Below are 20,436 nucleotides of genomic sequence, written 5' to 3' on the forward strand. Positions count from 1 at the left end.
AGTGTCTCTGATCGCTTCTGACCACTTCCGCATCGTTGTCGGCCTCGGCAAGAGCGGCATGTCCCTGGTTCGCTTCCTGGCGAACCGGGGCGTGGCGTTTGCCGTGGCCGATACGCGGGAAAATCCACCGGAACTGGCCACGCTCCAGCGTGACTATCCGCACGTGGAAGTGCGTTGTGGCGAGCTGGACGTCGAATTCCTGTGCCGTGCCGATGAGCTCTACGTGAGCCCCGGCCTGGCGCTGGCGACCCCGGCCCTGCAAGCCGCCGCGGCCCGTGGCGTGAAGCTGTCCGGCGACATCGAGCTGTTCGCGCGTAACGCGAAGGCGCCGATCGTGGCCATCAGCGGTTCCAACGCGAAAAGCACCGTCACCACCCTGGTCGGCGAGATGGCGGCTGCGGCCGGCAAGCGCGTGGCCGTGGGCGGCAACCTCGGTACGCCGGCGCTGGATCTGCTCAGCGATGACGTCGAGCTGTACGTGATGGAGCTGTCGAGCTTCCAGCTGGAAACCACCGACCAGCTCAACGCCGAAGTGGCGACCGTGCTCAACATCAGCGAAGACCACATGGACCGCTACAGCGGTCTGCCGGCCTATCACCTGGCCAAGCACCGGATCTTCCGTGGTGCGAAGCAGTTCGTGGTCAACCGTCAAGACGCCTTGACCCGGCCGCTGATGGGCGAGGGCCAGCCGTGCTGGACCTTCGGCCTGACCAAACCCGATTTCAAGGCATTCGGCCTGCGTGAAGAGAATGGCGAGAAATACCTGGCCTTTGAATTCCAGAACCTGATGCCGGTGCGCGAATTGAAGATTCGCGGCGCCCACAACCAGTCCAACGTCCTGGCGGCGCTAGCGCTCGGCCACGCGGTCGGGCTGCCGTTCGACGCCATGCTGGCAGCGCTGCGCACCTTCGCCGGTCTCGAACACCGTTGCCAGTGGGTGCGTGATCTGGACGGCGTCGGTTACTACAACGATTCCAAAGCCACCAACGTCGGCGCCGCTCTGGCTGCCATCGAAGGCCTGGGTGCGGACATCGACGGCAAGGTCGTGCTGATCGCCGGTGGCGACGGCAAGGGCGCCGACTTCAAGGACCTGCGCGATCCGGTGGCGGCCCATTGCCGCGCCGTGATCCTGATGGGCCGCGATTCCGACAAGATCGGCGAAGCGATCGGCGATGCCGTGCCGCTGATTCGCGCGACCACGCTGGTCGATGCGGTGGCCCAATGCCGCGCCGCCGCCCAACCGGGTGACGTCGTGCTGCTGTCGCCGGCCTGCGCCAGTTTCGACATGTTCAAGAACTACGAAGACCGTGGTCACCAGTTCGTCCGCGCCGTGGAGGATCTGGCATGAGCTTGAGAAACATCATCAAGCCATACCCGTCGCCGCTGATCACCGGACGCGGGATCGACCTCGACTTCCCGATGCTCGCCGGTTGCCTGGCGTTGCTCGGTCTGGGCCTGATCATGATCGCTTCGGCATCGACAGAAGTCGGCGCGGCGCAGTCGGGCAGTGCTCTTTATTACATGACCCGTCACCTGATCTACGTGGTGCTGGGCCTGGGCGCGTGCGTCGTCACCATGATGATCCCGATCGCCACCTGGCAGCGGCTGGGCTGGCTGATGCTGATCGGTGCGTTCGGTCTGCTGGTGATGGTGATCATCCCGGGGATCGGCCGTGAGGTGAACGGCTCGATGCGCTGGATCGGTTTCAGCTTCTTCAACGTTCAGCCGTCCGAGATCGCCAAGGTGTTCGTGGTGATCTACCTCGCCGGTTATCTGGTGCGTCGTCAGAAAGAAGTGCGCGAGAGCTGGATGGGCTTCTTCAAGCCGTTCATCGTGCTGCTGCCGATGGCGGGCCTGTTGCTGATGGAGCCGGACTTCGGTGCCACCGTCGTGATGATGGGCGCTGCGGCGGCGATGCTGTTCCTCGGCGGGGTCGGGCTGTTCCGGTTCTCGCTGATGGTGGTGCTGGCCGTCGGTGCGGTGGTATTGCTGATTCAGATGCAGCCGTACCGGATGGCGCGTCTGACCAACTTCGCCGACCCGTGGGCCGACCAGTTCGGCGCCGGTTATCAATTGTCGCAAGCCTTGATCGCGTTCGGTCGCGGTGAATGGCTGGGCGTTGGCCTGGGCAACAGCGTGCAGAAGCAGTTCTACCTGCCGGAAGCCCACACCGACTTCGTGTTCTCGGTTCTGGCCGAAGAGCTTGGGGCCGTGGGCTCGCTGTGCACCGTGGCACTGTTCGTGTTCGTGTGTATTCGCGGCATGTACATCGGTCTGTGGGCCGAGAAAGCCAAACAGTTTTTTGCCGCTTATGTTGCCTACGGCCTGTCGTTCCTGTGGATCGGCCAGTTCCTGATCAACATCGGCGTGAACGTCGGCCTGTTGCCGACCAAGGGCCTGACCTTGCCGTTTCTCAGTTACGGCGGCAGTTCCCTGGTGATCTGCTGCGCCTGCCTTGGCCTGTTGTTGAGAATCGAGTGGGAGAGCCGGACCCACCTGGGCAGTGAAGAGATGGAATTCCATGAGAGCGACTTCGCCGAGGAGCCGAACCATGGGCGCTAACGTATTGATCATGGCCGGCGGCACCGGTGGCCACGTGTTCCCGGCGCTGGCCTGTGCCCGCGAATTCCAGGCGCGCGGCTACACCGTGCACTGGCTCGGCACGCCGCGCGGGATCGAAAACGATCTGGTGCCGGCGGCGGGTCTTGAACTGCACCGTATCAACGCCACTGGCCTGCGCGGCAAGGGCAAGCTGTCGCTGCTCAAGGCGCCGTTCATGCTGCTGAAATCGGTGTGGCAGGCGCGGGCGATCATTCGCCGCTTGCGTCCGGTGTGCGTGGTCGGATTCGGCGGCTATGTGACCGGTCCCGGTGGTCTTGCCGCCAAACTGGCCGGCGTGCCGGTGATCGTTCATGAGCAGAACGCCGTGGCCGGCACCGCCAATCGGTTGCTGGTGCCGTTCGCCGCCCGGGTGTGTGAAGCCTTCCCCGACACCTTTACCCTGTCGGACAGCCGCCGTACCACCGGTAACCCGGTGCGCAGCGAGCTGTTCCTCGAAACACCGCGCCCGGCCCTGGCCGGACGCAAGGCGCGTTTGCTGATCCTGGGCGGAAGCCTGGGCGCAGAACCGTTGAACAAGTTGCTGCCTGAAGCCCTGGCACAAGTCGATGTCGACTTGCGTCCGGAAGTGTTCCATCAGGCTGGCAGAAACCACGATGAAGTGACTGCAGAGCGCTACCGCGCCGCCGGCGTGGATGCGCAGGTGCAGCCGTTCATCAAAGACATGGCCCAGGCCTATGGCTGGGCTGACCTGGTGGTGTGCCGCGCCGGCGCATTGACCATCAGTGAACTGGCCGCCGCCGGTCTGCCCTCGATGCTGGTGCCCTTGCCACACGCGATCGACGATCACCAGACCCGCAACGCCGATTATTTGGCCCGTGAAGGCGCTGCCTTCCTGATGCCGCAAAGAACGACTGGCGCCGCGGACCTTGCCGCGCGCCTGACAGAGGTCTTGATGCAACCGCAACGACTCGAACAAATGGCCCAAGCGGCCCGCCGTCTGGCGAAACCCGAAGCCACCCGTAGCGTGGTCGATACCTGTCTGGAGGTGGCCCATGGTTGAGAATCAGAAAGCCATGCCGCAACCGGAAATGCGCCGCATCCGTCGCATCCACTTCGTCGGCATTGGCGGCGTGGGCATGTGCGGCATCGCCGAAGTGCTGCTGAACCTGGGCTATGAAGTGTCCGGTTCCGACCTGAAAGCTTCGCCGGTGACCGAGCGCCTGGAATCCTTCGGTGCGCAGATCTTCATTGGCCACCGTGCCGAGAACGCCGCAGCCGCCGATGTGCTGGTGGTGTCGAGCGCCGTCAATACTTCCAACCCGGAAGTGGCGACTGCGCTGGAACGCCGCATCCCGGTGGTGCCGCGTGCCGAAATGCTCGCCGAACTGATGCGCTACCGTCACGGCATCGCCGTCGCCGGTACTCATGGCAAGACCACCACTACCAGCCTGATCGCTTCGGTGTTCGCGGCCGGTGGCCTGGATCCGACTTTCGTCATCGGTGGCCGTCTGAATGCCGCGGGCACCAATGCCCAGCTCGGCACCAGCCGTTACCTGATCGCCGAAGCCGATGAAAGCGACGCAAGCTTCCTGCACCTGCAACCGCTGGTGGCCGTGGTCACCAACATCGACGCCGACCACATGGCGACTTACGACGGTGACTTCAACAAGCTGAAGAAAACCTTCGTCGAGTTCCTGCACAACCTGCCGTTCTACGGTCTGGCGGTGATGTGCCTGGACGATCCGGTGGTGCGTGAAATCCTGCCGCTGGTCAAGCGTCCGACCGTGACCTATGGCTTCAGCGAAGACGCCGACGTGCGCGCGATCAATGTTCGTCAGCAGGGCATGCAGACCTTCTTTACCGTGCTGCGCCCTGATCGCGAGCCTCTTGATGTGTCCGTGAACATGCCGGGCAATCACAACGTGCTCAATTCCCTGGCGACCATCTGCATCGCCACCGACGAAGGCGTCAGCGACGAGGCCATCGTTCAGGGCCTGTCCGGGTTCCAGGGTGTCGGCCGACGTTTCCAGGTCTACGGCGAACTGCCGGTGGACGGCGGCAGCGTGATGCTGGTCGACGACTACGGTCACCACCCGACCGAAGTCGCAGCCGTGATCAAGGCCGTGCGCGGTGGCTGGCCAGAGCGCCGTCTGGTGATGGTCTACCAGCCGCACCGCTACAGCCGCACCCGCGACCTGTACGACGATTTCGTCAATGTACTGGCCGACGCCAACGTGCTGCTGCTGATGGAAGTCTATCCGGCCGGCGAAGAGCCGATCCCGGGCGCGGACAGCCGCAAGCTGTGCAACAGCATCCGTCAGCGCGGTCAGCTCGACCCGATCTACATCGAGCGCGGCGTAGACCTGGCGCCGCTGGTCAAGCCGCTGCTGCGCGCCGGCGACATTCTGCTGTGCCAGGGCGCCGGTGATATCGGCGGTCTCGCACCGAAACTGTTGAAAAGCGAGTTGTTCGCCGGCGCCGTGGCGGCATCGGTCGAGGGGAAGTTGAAATGACTGCTGCCTACGCCAATCTGTTCTCCACCATCGCCCCGAAGGATTTCGGTCGTGTGGCCGTGCTGTTCGGTGGCCTGAGTGCCGAGCGTGAAGTTTCGCTGAAGTCCGGCAACGCTGTGCTCACTGCGCTGCAAAGCGCGGGTGTGGACGCGTTCGGCATCGACGTCGGCGCCGATATTCTGCAGCGCCTGCTGAGCGAAAAGATCGACCGCGCGTTCATCATCCTCCACGGTCGCGGCGGTGAAGACGGCAGCATGCAAGGCCTGCTCGAAGTGGCCGGCATTCCGTACACCGGCAGTGGCATCCTGGCTTCGGCACTGGCGATGGACAAGTTGCGCACCAAGCAGGTCTGGCACACGCTCGGGATTCCGACGCCGCGTCACGCCGTGCTGCGCAGCGAGGCCGATTGTATTTCGGCAGCGACGGAACTGGGCTTCCCTTTGATCGTCAAACCGGCGCATGAAGGTTCAAGTATCGGGATGGCCAAAGTGAGTTCTGCGTCCGAGTTGATCGACGCATGGAAAGCGGCCAGTACCTACGATTCGCAAGTGTTGGTCGAGCAATGGATCCACGGTCCGGAGTTCACCATCGCCACCCTGCGTGACCAGGTGTTGCCTCCTATCGCCCTGGGTACGCCACACACGTTCTACGACTACGACGCCAAGTACATCGCCAACGATACCCAGTATCGGATTCCGTGCGGGCTCGATGCCGCCAAGGAAAAAGAACTCATGGACCTCACGGCGCAAGCCTGCGAGGCGCTGGGTATTGCCGGTTGGGGCCGTGCGGACGTGATGCAGGACGCCGACGGCAAATTCTGGTTCCTGGAAGTCAACACCGCTCCCGGCATGACCGATCACAGCCTAGTACCGATGGCGGCGAAAGCGGCCGGTCTGGATTTCCAGCAGCTGGTTCTGGCCATTCTGGCCGCCAGTGTCGATGCCGACGGCAAGAAAGAGGCGCGAGGTTAAAACCATGCAAGGCGCACAGCTCAGACATCAGCCACCCGCACCCGGCCGCAAGCCGGTGCCGCGGGGTGCCAGCCGAATGGTGGCCAAAGAGCCGATGTCCGCGCGCCTGCCAAAAGCCAACTTCGGCTTTTTGAAAGGTCTGTTCTGGCCGGTGCTGCTGGTGGCCCTGGGGTTCGGCACTTACGAAGGCGCACAGCGTCTGCTGCCGTACGCCGACCGGCCGATCACCAAGATAGCGGTGCAGGGCGACCTGAGTTACATCAGCCAGCAAGCGGTGCAGCAGCGGATCGCCCCTTACGTGGCGTCGAGCTTCTTCACCATCGATCTGGCGAGCATGCGCACCGAGCTGGAGCAGATGCCGTGGATCGCCCACGCCGAAGTACGTCGGGTGTGGCCGGACCAGGTGGTGATCCGCCTCGAAGAGCAACTGCCGGTGGCGCGTTGGGGTGACGAGTCGTTGCTCAACAACCAGGGCCAGGCGTTCACGCCCAAGGAACTGGCGAATTACGAACACCTGCCGCAGCTGTTCGGTCCGCAGCGGGCCCAGCAGCAAGTGATGCAGCAATACCAGGTGCTGAGCCAGATGCTCCGGCCACTGGGCTTCTCGATTGCGCGGCTCGAGCTGCGTGAACGTGGCAGCTGGTTCCTGACCACCGGTGCCGGCAGTTCCGGCCCCGGGATCGAGCTGCTGCTGGGACGCGGCAACCTGGTGGAAAAGATGCGCCGCTTCATTGCCATCTATGACAAGACGCTCAAAGAACAGATTACGAACATTGCGCGCATCGATCTGCGCTACGCCAACGGCCTTGCTGTTGGCTGGCGGGAACCAGTAGCGCCGACGACAGCCCAACCCGCTGTCGCAAAGAATTAAGAAGAGGCAGGACCCATGGCAAACGTGCAAAGCGGCAAAATGATCGTCGGTCTCGATATCGGCACCTCCAAAGTGGTGGCGCTGGTCGGCGAGGTTGCGGACGACGGCTCGCTGGAAATCGTCGGGATCGGCACTCATCCGTCCCGCGGCCTGAAGAAAGGCGTGGTGGTCAACATCGAGTCCACCGTGCAGTCGATCCAGCGCGCGATCGAAGAAGCCCAACTGATGGCGGGCTGCCGCATTCACTCGGCGTTCGTCGGCGTGGCGGGCAATCACATTCGCAGCCTGAACTCCCACGGCATCGTGGCGATTCGTGATCGCGAAGTCAGCTCGGCTGACCTGGAGCGGGTACTCGACGCCGCCCAGGCGGTAGCGATCCCGGCCGACCAGCGTGTGCTGCACACCCTGCCGCAGGATTACGTGATCGATAACCAGGAAGGCGTGCGCGAGCCGCTGGGCATGTCCGGCGTACGTCTGGAAGCCAAGGTTCACGTGGTCACCTGCGCCGTAAACGCCGCACAGAACATTGAAAAATGCGTGCGTCGCTGCGGTCTGGAAATCGACGACATCATTCTCGAGCAACTGGCCTCGGCCTACTCGGTCCTGACCGACGACGAAAAAGAGCTGGGCGTGTGCCTGGTCGACATCGGCGGCGGCACCACCGACATCGCGATCTTCACCGAAGGCGCGATCCGCCACACGGCCGTGATCCCGATTGCCGGTGACCAGGTGACCAACGACATCGCCATGGCGTTGCGCACCCCGACCCAGTACGCCGAAGAGATCAAGATCCGCTACGCCTGCGCGCTGGCCAAGCTGGCCGGTGCCGGCGAGACCATCAAGGTGCCGAGCGTCGGCGACCGTCCGCCGCGCGAACTGTCCCGTCAGGCCCTGGCCGAAGTGGTCGAGCCGCGTTACGACGAACTGTTCACCCTGATCCAGGCCGAGCTGCGTCGCAGCGGCTACGAAGACCTGATCCCGGCCGGCATCGTGCTCACCGGTGGTACCTCGAAGATGGAAGGCGCCACGGAACTTGCCGAAGAAATTTTCCACATGCCGGTCCGCCTGGGCGTGCCGCATGGGGTGAAAGGCCTGGATGACGTGGTACGCAACCCGATTTATTCCACTGGCGTTGGCTTGTTGATGTACGGCCTGCAGAAGCAGTCCGACGGGATCTCGTTCTCGGGCATCGGCAGCCGCGACAGCTACAGCAACGATGAGCCGCAGGCGCCGTTGCTGGACCGTTTGAAGAAGTGGGTTCAAGGCAACTTCTAACGCTTTACCGCAACACCGCAACAAACAGCAGTAGGCGAAAAAACTAGAGAATGTAAGGAGAGGGAAAATGTTCGAACTCGTAGACAACATCCCCGCAAGCCCGGTAATCAAAGTTATCGGTGTTGGCGGTGGCGGCGGCAACGCTGTCAATCACATGGTCAAGAGCAACATCGAAGGCGTGGAATTCATCTGCGCCAACACCGATGCTCAAGCGCTGAAAAACATCGGCGCGCGCACCATTCTGCAACTGGGCACCGGCGTGACCAAAGGCCTGGGCGCCGGCGCCAACCCGGAAGTCGGCCGTCAGGCTGCGCTGGAAGATCGCGAGCGCATCGCTGAAGTGCTGGCCGGCACCAACATGGTGTTCATCACCACCGGCATGGGCGGCGGTACCGGTACCGGTGCTGCGCCGATCATCGCCGAAGTGGCCAAGGAAATGGGCATCCTGACCGTTGCGGTCGTGACCCGTCCGTTCCCGTTCGAAGGCCGCAAGCGTATGCAGATCGCCGATGAAGGCATCCGCATGCTCTCGGAAAGCGTCGACTCGCTGATCACCATTCCGAACGAAAAACTGCTGACCATCCTCGGCAAGGACGCAAGCCTCTTGTCGGCTTTCGCCAAGGCTGACGACGTACTGGCCGGTGCCGTTCGCGGTATCTCCGACATCATCAAGCGTCCGGGCATGATCAACGTCGACTTCGCCGACGTACGCACCGTGATGAGCGAAATGGGCATGGCGATGATGGGCACTGGCTGCGCCAGCGGTCCGAACCGTGCACGTGAAGCCACTGAAGCGGCCATCCGCAACCCGCTGCTGGAAGACGTGAACCTGCAAGGCGCACGCGGCATCCTGGTGAACATCACTGCCGGTCCTGACCTGTCCCTGGGTGAGTACTCCGACGTGGGTTCGATCATCGAAGCCTTCGCTTCCGAGCACGCGATGGTCAAGGTCGGTACCGTTATCGATCCGGACATGCGCGACGAACTGCACGTGACCGTGGTTGCCACTGGTCTGGGCGCGAAAATCGAGAAGCCTGTGAAGGTCATCGACAACACCGTTCACACCTCGATGGCGGCTGCTCAGGTGCAGCAACCGGCACCCGCTCGTCAGGAGCAGCCAGCGGTGAATTACCGTGACCTGGACCGTCCGACCGTCATGCGCAACCAGGCTCAGGCCGGTGCTGCGACTGCCGCGAAGATGAATCCGCAAGATGACCTGGACTACCTGGACATCCCGGCTTTCCTGCGTCGTCAGGCCGATTGATGAAATGTATCAGGGGTATTCAGGTGATTGGTGTTCAGCAAAGGCTCGGTCTGCTATCATCGCCAGCCTTTGTTGATACCAGTTCGCAATTTGCGCTGAAGCGGCCCATGCCATGATTAAACAACGCACACTGAAAAATATTATCCGTGCCACCGGTGTAGGTCTGCACTCCGGGGAGAAGGTTTACCTGACCCTCAAGCCTGCACCTGTCGACACCGGGATCGTCTTTCGTCGTGCCGATCTCGATCCGGTTGTCGAGATACCGGCTCGTGCGGCCAACGTCGGCGAGACAACCATGTCGACGACGCTGGTCAACGGTGACGTGAAGGTAGACACGGTGGAGCACTTGCTCTCGGCCATGGCTGGCCTGGGCATCGATAACGCCTACGTCGAGCTCTCCGCGTCTGAAGTCCCGATCATGGATGGCAGCGCAGGACCTTTCGTATTCCTGATTCAATCGGCTGGCCTGGAAGAACAGGACGCCGCCAAGAAATTCATCCGCATCCTGCGTGAAGTGACAGTGGAAGACGGCGACAAGCGCGCCACTTTCGTCCCTTTCGAAGGGTTCAAGGTGAGCTTCGAGATCGATTTCGATCACCCGGTTTTCCGGGACCGCACCCAAAGTGCAAGCGTGGATTTTTCCAGCACTTCGTTCGTAAAAGAAGTCAGCCGCGCCCGTACTTTCGGTTTCATGAGTGACATCGAGTACCTGCGCAAGCACAACCTCGCACTCGGCGGCAGCGTGGAAAACGCGATCGTGGTCGATGCCGATGGCGTACTGAACGAAGACGGCCTTCGCTATGAAGACGAATTCGTGAAGCACAAGATCCTCGATGCGATTGGCGACCTGTACCTGCTGGGCAACAGCCTGATTGGTGAGTTCAAGGGCTTCAAGTCCGGCCACGCACTGAACAACCAGCTGCTGCGCAAGTTGATTGAGCAGAAAGATGCCTGGGAAGTCGTGACGTTCGAAGACGCCAGCACTGCACCGATCTCTTACATGCGCCCGGTTGCGGCGGTGTAAGTAAAAAACCTCTCTAGTTTTTTGAAGGCCACCTTTGGGTGGCCTTTTTTTATGCCTGTTTTCAGGCCACGACGACCCGGTTTCGCCCACCTTCCTTGGCCTGATACAACGCCTTGTCCGCCGCGAACAACAGCTGCTCCAGACTGATTTCGCTCGTCGCCGTCCAGGTACTGATACCGACGCTCACGGTCATCGGTGACTGGTCTTTATTCAGGCTCGGCAATTGCTCCACCGCTGCACGAATGTGCTCGGCGATCTGCTGCGCCCCGACGCTGTCGGTTTCCGCGAGGATCACCGAAAACTCCTCACCGCCATACCGCGCCACCAGATCCGCCGGACGCCGCACATTGGCGGTGATCACTCTCGCCAGTTCACGCAACGCCTGATCGCCGGCCTGATGCCCGTGGCGGTCATTGAATGCCTTGAAGTGGTCCGCATCGATCATCAGCAATGACAGGGGTTGGCCCGAGCGTTGGGCGCGGAACCACTCGTGGCGCAGCGACTGGTCGAGCATCCGCCGGTTGGCGACCCCGGTCAGGGCATCGGTCGCCGCCAGTTGCGCCAGTTCGTGTTCGGCCCGTTGCCGCAGTCGCAGCTCCCGGGCCAGCAGCCAGGTCAGCCACAGCAGGCCGGCACACAGCACGCCGGTGGCGCCGCTGATCAGGATCGCCGTGCGTCGCCACGCGCCGAACACTTCCTCACTGGACAGGGCAACGATCACCGTCAGCGGCAGATTGCCGACCCGCGAATAGGTGTACAGCCGTTGCTGATAATCCATGCTCGAAATGCTGTTGAAACTGCCATTGCCGTTACTGTCGCGCAGGATCCGCACCACATTGGGCCGGGCGGCAAAGCTCTTGCCGATCGAATCGCTCTGCAGATAAGGCTTCTGCGCCAGCAGGATGCCGTCGTTGTTGATGATGTTGAGGGTGCTGTCGATGCCGATGTCGAGACTGTTGAACAGCTGATCGAAGTAATCGAGTTTCATCGACGCCACGGCCACGCCCAGAAACTCGCCGGTGTCCGAAGAGATGCGCCGGCTGAAACTGATCCGCCACTGGTTCGCGTCATCGCAGTCGCAGCGGGGTTTGAACGGACGGCTGATGAACATGCCGGTGTCGCGGTTGAAGGCGTGGGCGAGGAAGTAGTCGCGGTCGGCGAAATTGCCTGGCAGCGGATCGACCCGCGAGGAATCGGCGATCACCTCGCCATGCTTGTCGAGCAACAGGATGTCGCCCTTGAAGCGCGCGGTAGTAGAGCGATCGAACAACGCCAGATGGCGAATCTGCGGCGACACATCTTTCAGGTCGTCACGCTGGGCGGCAGCGATCAGCCCTTGCAGCGTCAGGTCATACAGCTCGACGGTGCGCAGCACGTCGGCGTCGATCAACTGGGCGATGGTGGTGGCGCCGCGGGTGGCCGATTCCTGAGCGTTGGCGTGTTCGCGGATCAGCAGGAACGTGACGATGCACACAATCGCGATCACGCTCAGCAGGCTGCCGAGGATCAGCAGCAGCTCGGAGCGTCCGGTCGTGCCGTGAACGGTAGGGGTGCGGCTCGCGATCATGGTTCGGTTTCGGTAAGGGATTCTTGTAAGCGTAGTTGTACCCGCTTCGCTGCCACAGGCAAGAAAAAGGCCAGCGCATCAGGCTGGCCTTTTACTGTAGCGCCGATCTTAGAAGACGTTGATCGGGTAGTCGATGATCACACGGTATTCATCTGTGTCCGTATCCAGCGCGCCGTAACCGTTGCCGCCACGGTTGGTCGCCCATTGCAGATGCACCGCGAGGTCTTTGGCCTGGCCGCTCTGCACCACGTATTTAAGATCGATGTCGCGCTCCCAATGCTTGGCGTTGCGGCCTTCGGCGCTGTACCACAAGGCGTAACCTTTGCTGCCCGGATCGACCTTGGTCAGGTCCAGCGTGCCGCGCGAGTAGGACAGCGCCGAGGTCAGGCCCGGCAGGCCGACGCCGGCGAAATCGTAGGCGTACTTGAGTTTCCACGAGCGCTCGTTCGGGCCGTTGAAGTCCGAGTATTGCTGCGAGTTGTCGAGGTAAACGCTGTCACCCTGGCTGATGTAATCGAACGGCGTGTTGCCGTTGACCCGCTGGTATGCAGCGGTAACGCTGTGGTTGCCGATACCGACGGTGAAATGCAGGCTGTAGGTGTTGTTGTCGATATTGCCCAGCAGCGCGTCGCCGGTGTCTTGGGTGTGATAGAAGTGCAGGCCCGGGTTGAGGGTCACCCGGTCATTCAGCGCCCAGGTGTAGTCGAGGTCGTAGTAGTACTGGTTCCAGATGTCCTTCAGCTCGGACGCGTACAGGCTGCTGGTCAGGCCTTCGACGCCGCTCCAGGCCACGCCGGCCCAGTTCAGGTGCTGGCTCTTGTCGCCGTCGGCGAGGGTGCCGTAAGAGGTGCCGATGCGTTTGTGGCCGCTCTGGTTGTAGGGCTTGGTGAAGCTGGCCTGGCCGCCTTCGATCATCCAGCCATCGAAGCTGTGGTTGGTCAGGCTGAGGCCGCGAAAGGTCTGCGGCAGCATGCGCGTCTCGCCACCGGCGATCACCGGGTTGGCGAGGAACAGATCGCCGGACTTCAGCTCGGTATCGAACGCACGCATTTTCAGAGTGCCGCCCGCCGTGGAGAACGAGCCCGGCGCTTTGCCGCTGCCGTCACTGACCGGCAGGATGCTGGAGTTGTCGGTGCCGCCACCGCCATCAAGTTTGAGACCGAGCATGGCGTGGGCATCGATGCCGAAACCAACCGTGCCTTCGGTGTAGCCCGACTCGAATTTGCCGAGGAAACCTTGGCCCCACTCGATGTTGTCATCCGTCTGCTGCAGGCGGTTGCGGTTCATGTAGTAGTTGCGGGCGTTGAGGTTGAGACTCGCGCCTTCAACGAAACCCTGTTTCTCGGATTCGGCAGCGTGGGCGGCGGGGGCAATCGTTGCGGCAATTGCAATGAACAGCGGGGTGAAGCGAACTGGGTAACGCACGTGCGGTAAAGCTCCTTGGGGTCAACTGACACTTCAATGTCTTGAGGTGCGGGATGTTTCTAATTGTTAAAGACGAACCGGACAGCTTACAGACCACAACGAAAAAAGGCCGCTGAAAATCAGCGGCCTGCAAGGACGACGGTTGAACGGGAAGAGCCAAACAACCGCGTCGAGGGAAACGGAGCGGTGCGCGACTCAGCTCTCTTTCTCTGCAGCCTGAGTCTGGGAAGTTGCGGCCTGAGGGGCTTGCGTGGCGTCTTGAGCCTTGGCCATCACTTCTGCCTGATGCTGTTCGAATGCGTGAGCGCGAGCGGCGTTTTGCGCTACGAACGACTGCGATTCTTCAGCCATCGCCATCGGCGACAGGATCAATGAGGACAAAACGAAAGCGCTGGCAATACCCATACTGTTGGACATCTTGAAAACCTTCTTGCTTGGCAAGTGCTGTTTGGTGCGGGCAAAGATAAGGTTGCCGGGCGTTGGGAAACAGCGTGATTTTCATAAATGACTGTTACAGCAAAAGCAAAAGTCACCCCCTCATCGGAACGCCGCCCGCCCAGCCCTCTCCCCCAAGGGGGCGAGGGGGAAAGGGAGCCGATCTTCATGCTTTTCAAAGCCTGAGTTCGACTGGATTTTTCAGGTCGGCGTAACTCGAAAGAACAACTCGGTCAGTCCCCTCTCCCTCTGGGAGAGGGTTAGGGTGAGGGGGCTTTTCAGACCGGGAGGTGGATTCCGAAAGTATTCATCCCGCGATCACTGCGCACGAACACATCGCCGCCATGCATCAGCGCAATCGCCTTGACGATCGCCAGCCCCAGTCCGTGGTTGTTGCCGCTGTTGCTGCGCGACGCATCGACCCGGTAGAAACGCTCGAACAAGCGTGGCAAATGTTCGCTGGCAATCGGCGAACCGGGGTTGGCCACGCCGATGCTGACCTGATGTTCCTCGACCGCGATCTGCACTTCGATCACCTGACCGGGCGCGGTGTGTTGTACCGCGTTGCTCAGCAGATTGATCAAGGCCCGGCGCAGATGAGCGATCTCGATCTGCACTTGCGCATCACCGCTTACCCGAACCTGGACTTGCGCGTCTTCGAGGATGAAGTCGAGGTATTCGAGGGTGGTTGCCACTTCATCGGCCAGCGAGGTGGACGTCAGTTTGGTGGCCTTGCTGCCCTGGTCGGCGCTGGCCAGGAACAGCATGTCGTTGATGATCGAGCGCAGGCGTTCCAGCTCTTCGAGGTTGGATTGCAGCACTTCGAAATAATGCTCGGCGGAGCGCCCGCGAGTGAGGGCGACCTGGGTCTGGCCGATCAGGTTGGTCAGCGGCGAGCGCAGCTCATGGGCGACGTCGGCGTTGAAGGATTCGAGCCGCGAATAGGCCTGTTCAACCCGCTCCAGCGTCGAGTTGAACGAGTCGACGAACTGCTCCAGCTCCGGCGGCAACGGCGACAGACGCAGGCGCCCGGCCCGCAACGGCGGCGCCAGACGCTGGGCTTCGTGGGACAGTTTGATCAGTGGTTTGAGGCCGATCCGCGCCACCCAATATCCCAATGCCGATGCCAGCAGCACGCCGATCACCGCCAGGCTGACCAGCGCGATCAGCAACTGATGCTGGGTCTGGTGAAAGGTCTCGGTGTCGATGCCGATCATGAAGCGCAGCGGCGGGCGTTGATCCTTGGCTGGCAGTTCGGTGAGCAGCACTTTCAGCGGATAGGGATGATCGGGCAGTTGCAGGTCGCGCATGCCTAAAGGCCCTTGGGCAAACGCGCGGATCAAGGCATCTGGCTCGCCAAACTCGTAGCCCGGATTGCCGCTGACCACCCAGAAACGGATGCGTTTGTCTTCTTCGCCGAGCAGCTTGAGCTTGGCGTTGATCTTCACCCAATGCTCGGGGGTGCCATAGCGGTTGAGCGCGGATTCGAGCACGCTGTAACGCGCATCGAGCTCCGCTTCCGGCAGCAGGCCGAGGCCTTTGTCCACTTGTTGATACAGCGCGCCGCCGATCAACAGGAACACCAGCAGCGCCACCAGCGTGAACATCCCGCTCAAGCGCAGCGCAATGGAATTACTGGACACCACGGCTCTCCAGCACATAACCCATGCCACGGATGGTGTGCAGCAGTTTCTCGTCGAACGGCCCGTCGAGTTTGGCGCGCAGGCGCTTGATCGCGACTTCGACCACGTTGGCGTCGCTGTCGAAATTGATGTCCCAGACCATCTCGGCAATCGCGGTTTTCGAGAGGATTTCGCCTTGGCGCCGGGCCAGCACGCTGAGCAGCGAAAACTCCTTCGCGGTCAGATCCAGCCGGGTGCCGGCGCGGGTGGCTTTGCGGCTGATCAGATCGATCCACAGGTCGGCGATGCTCACCTGCACCGGTTCGTGGCCGCCGCTGCGGCGGGTCAGCGCTTGCAGGCGCGCCACCAGTTCGAGGAAGGAAAACGGTTTGCCGAGGTAATCGTCGGCGCCGTCGCGCAGGCCGCGGATTCGGTCTTCGACCCGCTCGCGGGCGGTGAGCATGATCACCGGCGTCTGCTTGCGCGCACGCAACGCGCGCAGCACGCCGAAGCCATCAAGGCCCGGCAGCATCACGTCGAGGACGATCACCGCGTAGTCGCTTTCCAGCGCCAGGTGCAGGCCCTCGACGCCGTCGCGGGCCCGATCCACGGTGTAACCCTGTTCCGTCAGGCCGCGGTGCAGGTAGTCCGCGGTTTTCTCTTCGTCTTCGATAATCAGAACGCGCATGACCCGCCTCAGTCTGTCGTTGCCAGCGCCGCGATGGGCGCAGGTTTGGGCTTGTGGAACAGCCGCTCAAGCCACAAGTATATGACCGGTGTGGTGAACAGCGTCAGCATCTGGCTGACCAGCAAGCCGCCCACGACCGCGATCCCCAATGGCTGGCGCAGTTCGGCACCGGTGCCGTAGCCGAGCATCAGCGGCAGGGCGCCGAGCAGGGCGGCGAGGGTGGTCATGATGATCGGCCGGAACCGCGTGATACACGCCTCGAAAATCGCATCCTGCGGCGACAGCCCGCGATGACGCTGCGCTTCGAGGGCGAAATCGATCATCAGGATGCCGTTCTTCTTCACGATACCGATCAGCAGCACCAGCCCGATCAGCGCCATGATCGAAAAGTCCTGGCCGCAGATCCACAGCATGATCACTGCGCCGAGGCCTGCTGCCGGCAAGGTCGAGATGATCGTCAGCGGATGGACGAAGCTCTCGTAGAGCACGCCAAGGATGATGTACACCGCCACCAGCGCCGCCAGAATCAGCCACGGCTGACTTTTCAGCGAGCTCTGAAACGCCTGGGCCGCACCCTGGAAGTTGCCGCTGATCGCGGTCGGCATGCCGATCTCGGCCTTGGCCTGATTGAGCAGAATCACCGCGTCGCCCAGTGCCACACCGGGCGCCAGGTTGAACGACAGGTTGGCGGCCGGGAACATGCCATCGTGGGCTATGGACAGCGGGCCGATGGTCGGCGCGTCGAATCGGGCCAGCGCCGACAGCGGCACCATCTCTCCGCTCAGCGGTGAGCGCAGGTAGAAATAGTTGAGGCTTTCGGCCTTGCCGCGCTGTTTGGTGTCTAGCTCCAGAATCACGTTGTACTGGTTGACCTGGGTCTGGAACTCGTTGATCTGCCGCTGGCCGAAGGCGTCGTACAGCGCCTCGTCGACATCACTCGCCGTCAGGCCGAAACGCGCGGCGGCACTGCGGTCGATGCTGATGTGAGTGATGCTGCCGCCCAGTTGCAGGTCGTTGGAAATGTCACGGAACGCCGGGATGCTGCGCAGTTTCTCGGTGAGTTTCTGAGTCCATGTGGCGAGAGTCGGCCCGTCGTTGCTCTTGAGCACGTATTGATACTGCGCACGGCTCGGGCCGGAGCTGAGGTTGATGTCCTGGCCGGCGCGCAGGTAAAGCACGATGCCGGGGACTTTCATCAGTTGCGGACGAATGCGGTCGATGAACTGGCTGGCCGAAACATCGCGGTCACCGCGTTTTTTCAGGGCGATCCAGAAGCGGCCGTTGGCGATGGTCTGGTTGCTGCCGGACACGCCGACCGAGTGGGAAAACGCCTGGACAGCCGGGTCGGCGGCGACGATTTCGGCCATTGCCAGGTGTTTTTTCACCATGTCGCTGTAGGAAATATCGGCAGCGGCTTCGGTGGTGCCGAGGACGAAACCGGTGTCCTGCACCGGAAAGAAACCCTTGGGGATAAACACGTAGCCGCCGATCGCCAGCGCGACGGAAATGCCGAACACGCCGATCATCAGTTTCTGGTGGGCGAGGGCGCGGCGCAGGCCTTTTTCGTACCAGCCGAGCAGGCGTTCGCTGAAGCCCGGTTTGTCATGGGCGTGATGCACCGGTTTGCGCATGAACAGCGCCGCCAGCGTCGGCGCCAGTGTCAGGGATACCACCACGGAAATCATGATGGTCGAAGTGGCCGTCAGGGCGAACTCCTTGAACAGGCGCCCGACCACGCCGCCCATGAACAGCAGCGGAATGAACGCCGCCACCAGCGAGAAACTGATCGACACCACGGTGAAGCCGATCTCGCCGGCGCCCTTGATCGCGGCGTCGCGCATGCTGTCGCCGGCCTCCAGATGGCGGTGAATGTTTTCCACCACCACGATGGCATCGTCGACCACGAACCCCACCGCCACCACGATGGCCACTAGGGTCAGGTTGTTCAGGCTGAAACCGAGCAGGTACATCAGGGCGAAGCTGGCGGTCAGCGACACACCGAGCACCGCCGAGACAATCATCGTCGCCGACAACTGGCGCAGGAACAGCGCCATCACCGCAACCACCAGCAGGATCGCGATCAGCAAAGTGATTTCCACTTCGTGCAGCGAGGCGCGGATGGTCTGGGTGCGATCGATCAGGGTTTTGACTTGCACCGAGGCCGGCAGCATGGCTTCGAGGCCGGGCAGGGCGGCCTGAATCCGGTCTACGGTTTCGACGATGTTGGCGCCGGGCTGGCGGGAAATCACCAGGTTCACGCCCGGTCGATCGCCGGCCCAGGCTTGCACGTAGGCATCCTCCGAACCGTTGACGACTTTCGCCACATCCTTGAGGTGAACCGGGGCGCCGTCCTTGTAGGAAACGATGAGCTGGCTGTATTCCTCGGGGTGGAACAACTGGTCGTTGGTCGACAGGGTGGAAATGCTCGAGTCGCCGTACAGCGCGCCCTTGGCGAGGTTGAGGCTGGTCTGCTGGATCGCCACACGAATGTCGGCGAGGGTCAGACCGATGGCCGCCAGTTTGTCCGCCGAGGCCTGCACGCGGATTGCCGGACGTTGCTGACCGGTGATGTTGATCTGGCCTACACCGTCGATCTGACTGATCTGACGTGCGAGCAGGGTTTCCACAAGGTCGCTGAGCTCGGTGCCGGGCATTTGCGTGGAGCTGACGCTGAGGATCAGCACCGGGCTGTCGGCCGGGTTGACCTTCTTCCAGGTCGGCAGGGTCGGCATGTCTTTCGGCAGTTTGCCGGCGGCGGTGTTGATCGCGGCCTGCACTTCCTGGGCGGCGGTGTCGATGCTCTTGTCGAGGGTGAATTGCAGGGTCAGCAACGTGGAGCCCAGCGCACTGCTGGAGGTCATCTGGGTCATGCCGGGGATGGCGCTGAATTGCACCTCCAGCGGCGTGGCCACGGACGAAGCCATGGTGTCGGGGCTGGCGCCGGGCAGTTGGGCGGAGACCTGGATCGTCGGAAATTCCGCTTCCGGCAGCGGGGCAATCGGCAGGCGCGGGAAGGCAATCAACCCGACCAGTACCAGCGCGATGGTCAGCAGAATCGTCGCCACCGGGTGATCGATGCACCAGGTCGAAACGCCTTTGTGCTGCTTCATGGCTTGGGCTCCGCTTGCACCACCTGCGGCGGTTCGCTCATGACCTGCACGGTCGAACCGGGCTTGAGCCGCGACTGGCCGTCACTGACCAATATGTCGCCGGGTTTCACGCCCTTGATGATGTCCTGGCCGCTGCCCTGATAAACCATTTGCACCTGCACGGCTTCAACCTTGTCGCCGTTGACCCGGTACACGAAGTGCTGATCGAGACCGCGTTGTACGACGGTGGGCGGAACCACCAGCGCATCTTTATCTAGCGCTGTCTGAATCTTTACCGTCACCAGCAGGCCGGGCCAGAGCTTCTGGTTCGGGTTGTCGAATTCGGCCTTGGCGCGGATGGTGCCGGTGTTGGCATTGATCTGGTTGTCGATCAGGGTCAGGTGACCTTCACCGAGCAGGTTGTCGGTTTCGCCGTCGGTGTCGGCGCCGATGTACGCCTTGACCTGCGCGCGCTGCGGGTCGCTGATCAGGCCTTGCAGGGTCGGCAGCATTTGCTGGGGCAGGGAAAACTCGACGGCGATCGGGTCGATCTGGGTCACGGTGAACAGACCCTGGGTGTCGGTCATGCGCAGGAAGTTGCCTTCGTCGACCGTGCGAATGCCGACGCGGCCGGTGACCGGGGAGGGAATCTGGGTGTAGGAAAGTTGTACCTGTGCCGCGTCAATCGCGGCCTGATTGCCCTGGGCGGTGGCTTTGAGCTGGTTGACCAGTGCCTGCTGCTGGTCGTAGGTCTGCTTCGATACGCCGTCGTCGACGCTGAGCAGTTTGTAGCGCTTGAGGTTGACCAGGGCGACTTGCAGTTGCGCCTGGCTTTCGCCCAGTTGCGCGCGGGCCTGATCGAGGCTGGCGCGGATCGAGCGGTCGTCGATGGTGGCGAGCAGGTCGCCCTGTTTTACCAGCTGACCTTCCTTGACCAGAAGCTTGGTGAGGATGCCGTCGATCTGTGGGCGCACCACGACGCTGTGCAACGAGAGGACCGAGCCGATGCCGATGGTGTAGCGGGGGACGTCTTTTTCGCTGACGGCGACGACCCGCACCGGGATGGCGGTGGGGGCTACGAGTTTGGCCGGGGCGGGTTTCAGGGTGAACCACAGGGCCCCGGCTGCGAC

Annotated in this window: 16 protein-coding genes; 9 read left to right on the forward strand and 7 right to left on the reverse strand. The window is 62.2% G+C overall.

Annotated elements, in window-relative coordinates; all coding sequences use genetic code 11:
* Window position 1 precedes the first annotated feature (1 nt).
* From murD to lpxC, 9 genes are all read left to right on the forward strand, one after another.
* On the forward strand, window positions 2–1,348 hold the full coding sequence (gene murD, locus L6D82_RS23010) for a UDP-N-acetylmuramoyl-L-alanine--D-glutamate ligase (protein ID WP_236191710.1): 1,347 nt from the start codon (window positions 2–4) through the stop codon (window positions 1,346–1,348).
* Window positions 1,345–2,562, forward strand: coding sequence for a putative lipid II flippase FtsW (gene ftsW / locus L6D82_RS23015; protein ID WP_007956765.1), 1,218 nt, complete (start codon window positions 1,345–1,347; stop codon window positions 2,560–2,562). Before murD ends, ftsW begins: the two co-directional genes overlap by 4 nt.
* Window positions 2,552–3,622, forward strand: a complete 1,071-nt coding sequence (gene murG, locus L6D82_RS23020) for an undecaprenyldiphospho-muramoylpentapeptide beta-N-acetylglucosaminyltransferase (protein ID WP_102687552.1) — start codon at window positions 2,552–2,554, stop codon at window positions 3,620–3,622. The genes ftsW and murG overlap by 11 nt, the downstream gene beginning before the upstream one ends.
* The gene (murC, locus tag L6D82_RS23025) at window positions 3,615–5,075 is read left to right on the forward strand and encodes a UDP-N-acetylmuramate--L-alanine ligase (protein ID WP_085745351.1); all 1,461 of its coding nucleotides are present in this window, start codon (window positions 3,615–3,617) and stop codon (window positions 5,073–5,075) included. The genes murG and murC overlap by 8 nt, the downstream gene beginning before the upstream one ends.
* Window positions 5,072–6,046 carry a D-alanine--D-alanine ligase gene (locus tag L6D82_RS23030; RefSeq protein WP_007956758.1) on the forward strand — a complete coding sequence of 325 codons (975 nt, stop codon included), beginning with the start codon at window positions 5,072–5,074 and terminating at the stop codon, window positions 6,044–6,046. The genes murC and L6D82_RS23030 overlap by 4 nt, the downstream gene beginning before the upstream one ends.
* A gap of 4 nt (window positions 6,047–6,050) precedes the next feature.
* Window positions 6,051–6,917, forward strand: a complete 867-nt coding sequence (locus L6D82_RS23035) for a cell division protein FtsQ/DivIB (protein ID WP_007956757.1) — start codon at window positions 6,051–6,053, stop codon at window positions 6,915–6,917.
* A gap of 15 nt (window positions 6,918–6,932) precedes the next feature.
* Complete coding sequence (gene ftsA / locus L6D82_RS23040; protein ID WP_007956755.1) at window positions 6,933–8,192, forward strand: cell division protein FtsA; 1,260 nt, start codon at window positions 6,933–6,935, stop codon at window positions 8,190–8,192.
* A 67-nt stretch (window positions 8,193–8,259) separates the two neighbouring features.
* On the forward strand, window positions 8,260–9,456 hold the full coding sequence (gene ftsZ / locus L6D82_RS23045; RefSeq protein ID WP_007956754.1) for a cell division protein FtsZ: 1,197 nt from the start codon (window positions 8,260–8,262) through the stop codon (window positions 9,454–9,456).
* A gap of 112 nt (window positions 9,457–9,568) precedes the next feature.
* Window positions 9,569–10,480, forward strand: a complete 912-nt coding sequence (lpxC, locus tag L6D82_RS23050; RefSeq protein ID WP_007956752.1) for a UDP-3-O-acyl-N-acetylglucosamine deacetylase — start codon at window positions 9,569–9,571, stop codon at window positions 10,478–10,480.
* A gap of 61 nt (window positions 10,481–10,541) precedes the next feature.
* Here lpxC and L6D82_RS23055 read toward each other — a convergent pair whose 3' ends face one another.
* The 7 genes from L6D82_RS23055 to L6D82_RS23085 form a co-directional block, all read right to left on the reverse strand.
* Window positions 10,542–12,047 carry a sensor domain-containing diguanylate cyclase gene (locus L6D82_RS23055; RefSeq protein ID WP_236191713.1) on the reverse strand — a complete coding sequence of 502 codons (1,506 nt, stop codon included), beginning with the start codon at window positions 12,045–12,047 and terminating at the stop codon, window positions 10,542–10,544.
* Window positions 12,048–12,155: 108 nt separating this feature from the next.
* A complete protein-coding gene (locus tag L6D82_RS23060) occupies window positions 12,156–13,472 on the reverse strand; it encodes an OprD family porin (RefSeq protein WP_236191715.1) in 1,317 nt (438 codons plus the stop codon).
* 195 nt (window positions 13,473–13,667) lie between these two features.
* On the reverse strand, window positions 13,668–13,889 hold the full coding sequence (locus tag L6D82_RS23065; protein WP_236191716.1) for a hypothetical protein: 222 nt from the start codon (window positions 13,887–13,889) through the stop codon (window positions 13,668–13,670).
* Between the two features lie 296 nt (window positions 13,890–14,185).
* A complete protein-coding gene (locus L6D82_RS23070; RefSeq protein ID WP_102687556.1) occupies window positions 14,186–15,550 on the reverse strand; it encodes a heavy metal sensor histidine kinase in 1,365 nt (454 codons plus the stop codon).
* The gene (locus L6D82_RS23075; RefSeq protein ID WP_011335857.1) at window positions 15,540–16,217 is read right to left on the reverse strand and encodes a heavy metal response regulator transcription factor; all 678 of its coding nucleotides are present in this window, start codon (window positions 16,215–16,217) and stop codon (window positions 15,540–15,542) included. The genes L6D82_RS23070 and L6D82_RS23075 overlap by 11 nt, the downstream gene beginning before the upstream one ends.
* A gap of 8 nt (window positions 16,218–16,225) precedes the next feature.
* Window positions 16,226–19,327: a multidrug efflux RND transporter permease subunit gene (locus L6D82_RS23080; protein WP_085745346.1), complete on the reverse strand. Its 3,102-nt coding sequence runs from the start codon at window positions 19,325–19,327 to the stop codon at window positions 16,226–16,228.
* Window positions 19,324–20,421, reverse strand: a complete 1,098-nt coding sequence (locus L6D82_RS23085) for an efflux RND transporter periplasmic adaptor subunit (protein ID WP_373870914.1) — start codon at window positions 20,419–20,421, stop codon at window positions 19,324–19,326. The genes L6D82_RS23080 and L6D82_RS23085 overlap by 4 nt, the downstream gene beginning before the upstream one ends.
* Between the last annotated feature and the right edge of the window lie 15 nt (window positions 20,422–20,436).

This window comes from Pseudomonas paraglycinae, from assembly GCF_021601625.1.
In the GTDB taxonomy this organism is placed as follows: domain Bacteria; phylum Pseudomonadota; class Gammaproteobacteria; order Pseudomonadales; family Pseudomonadaceae; genus Aquipseudomonas; species Aquipseudomonas paraglycinae.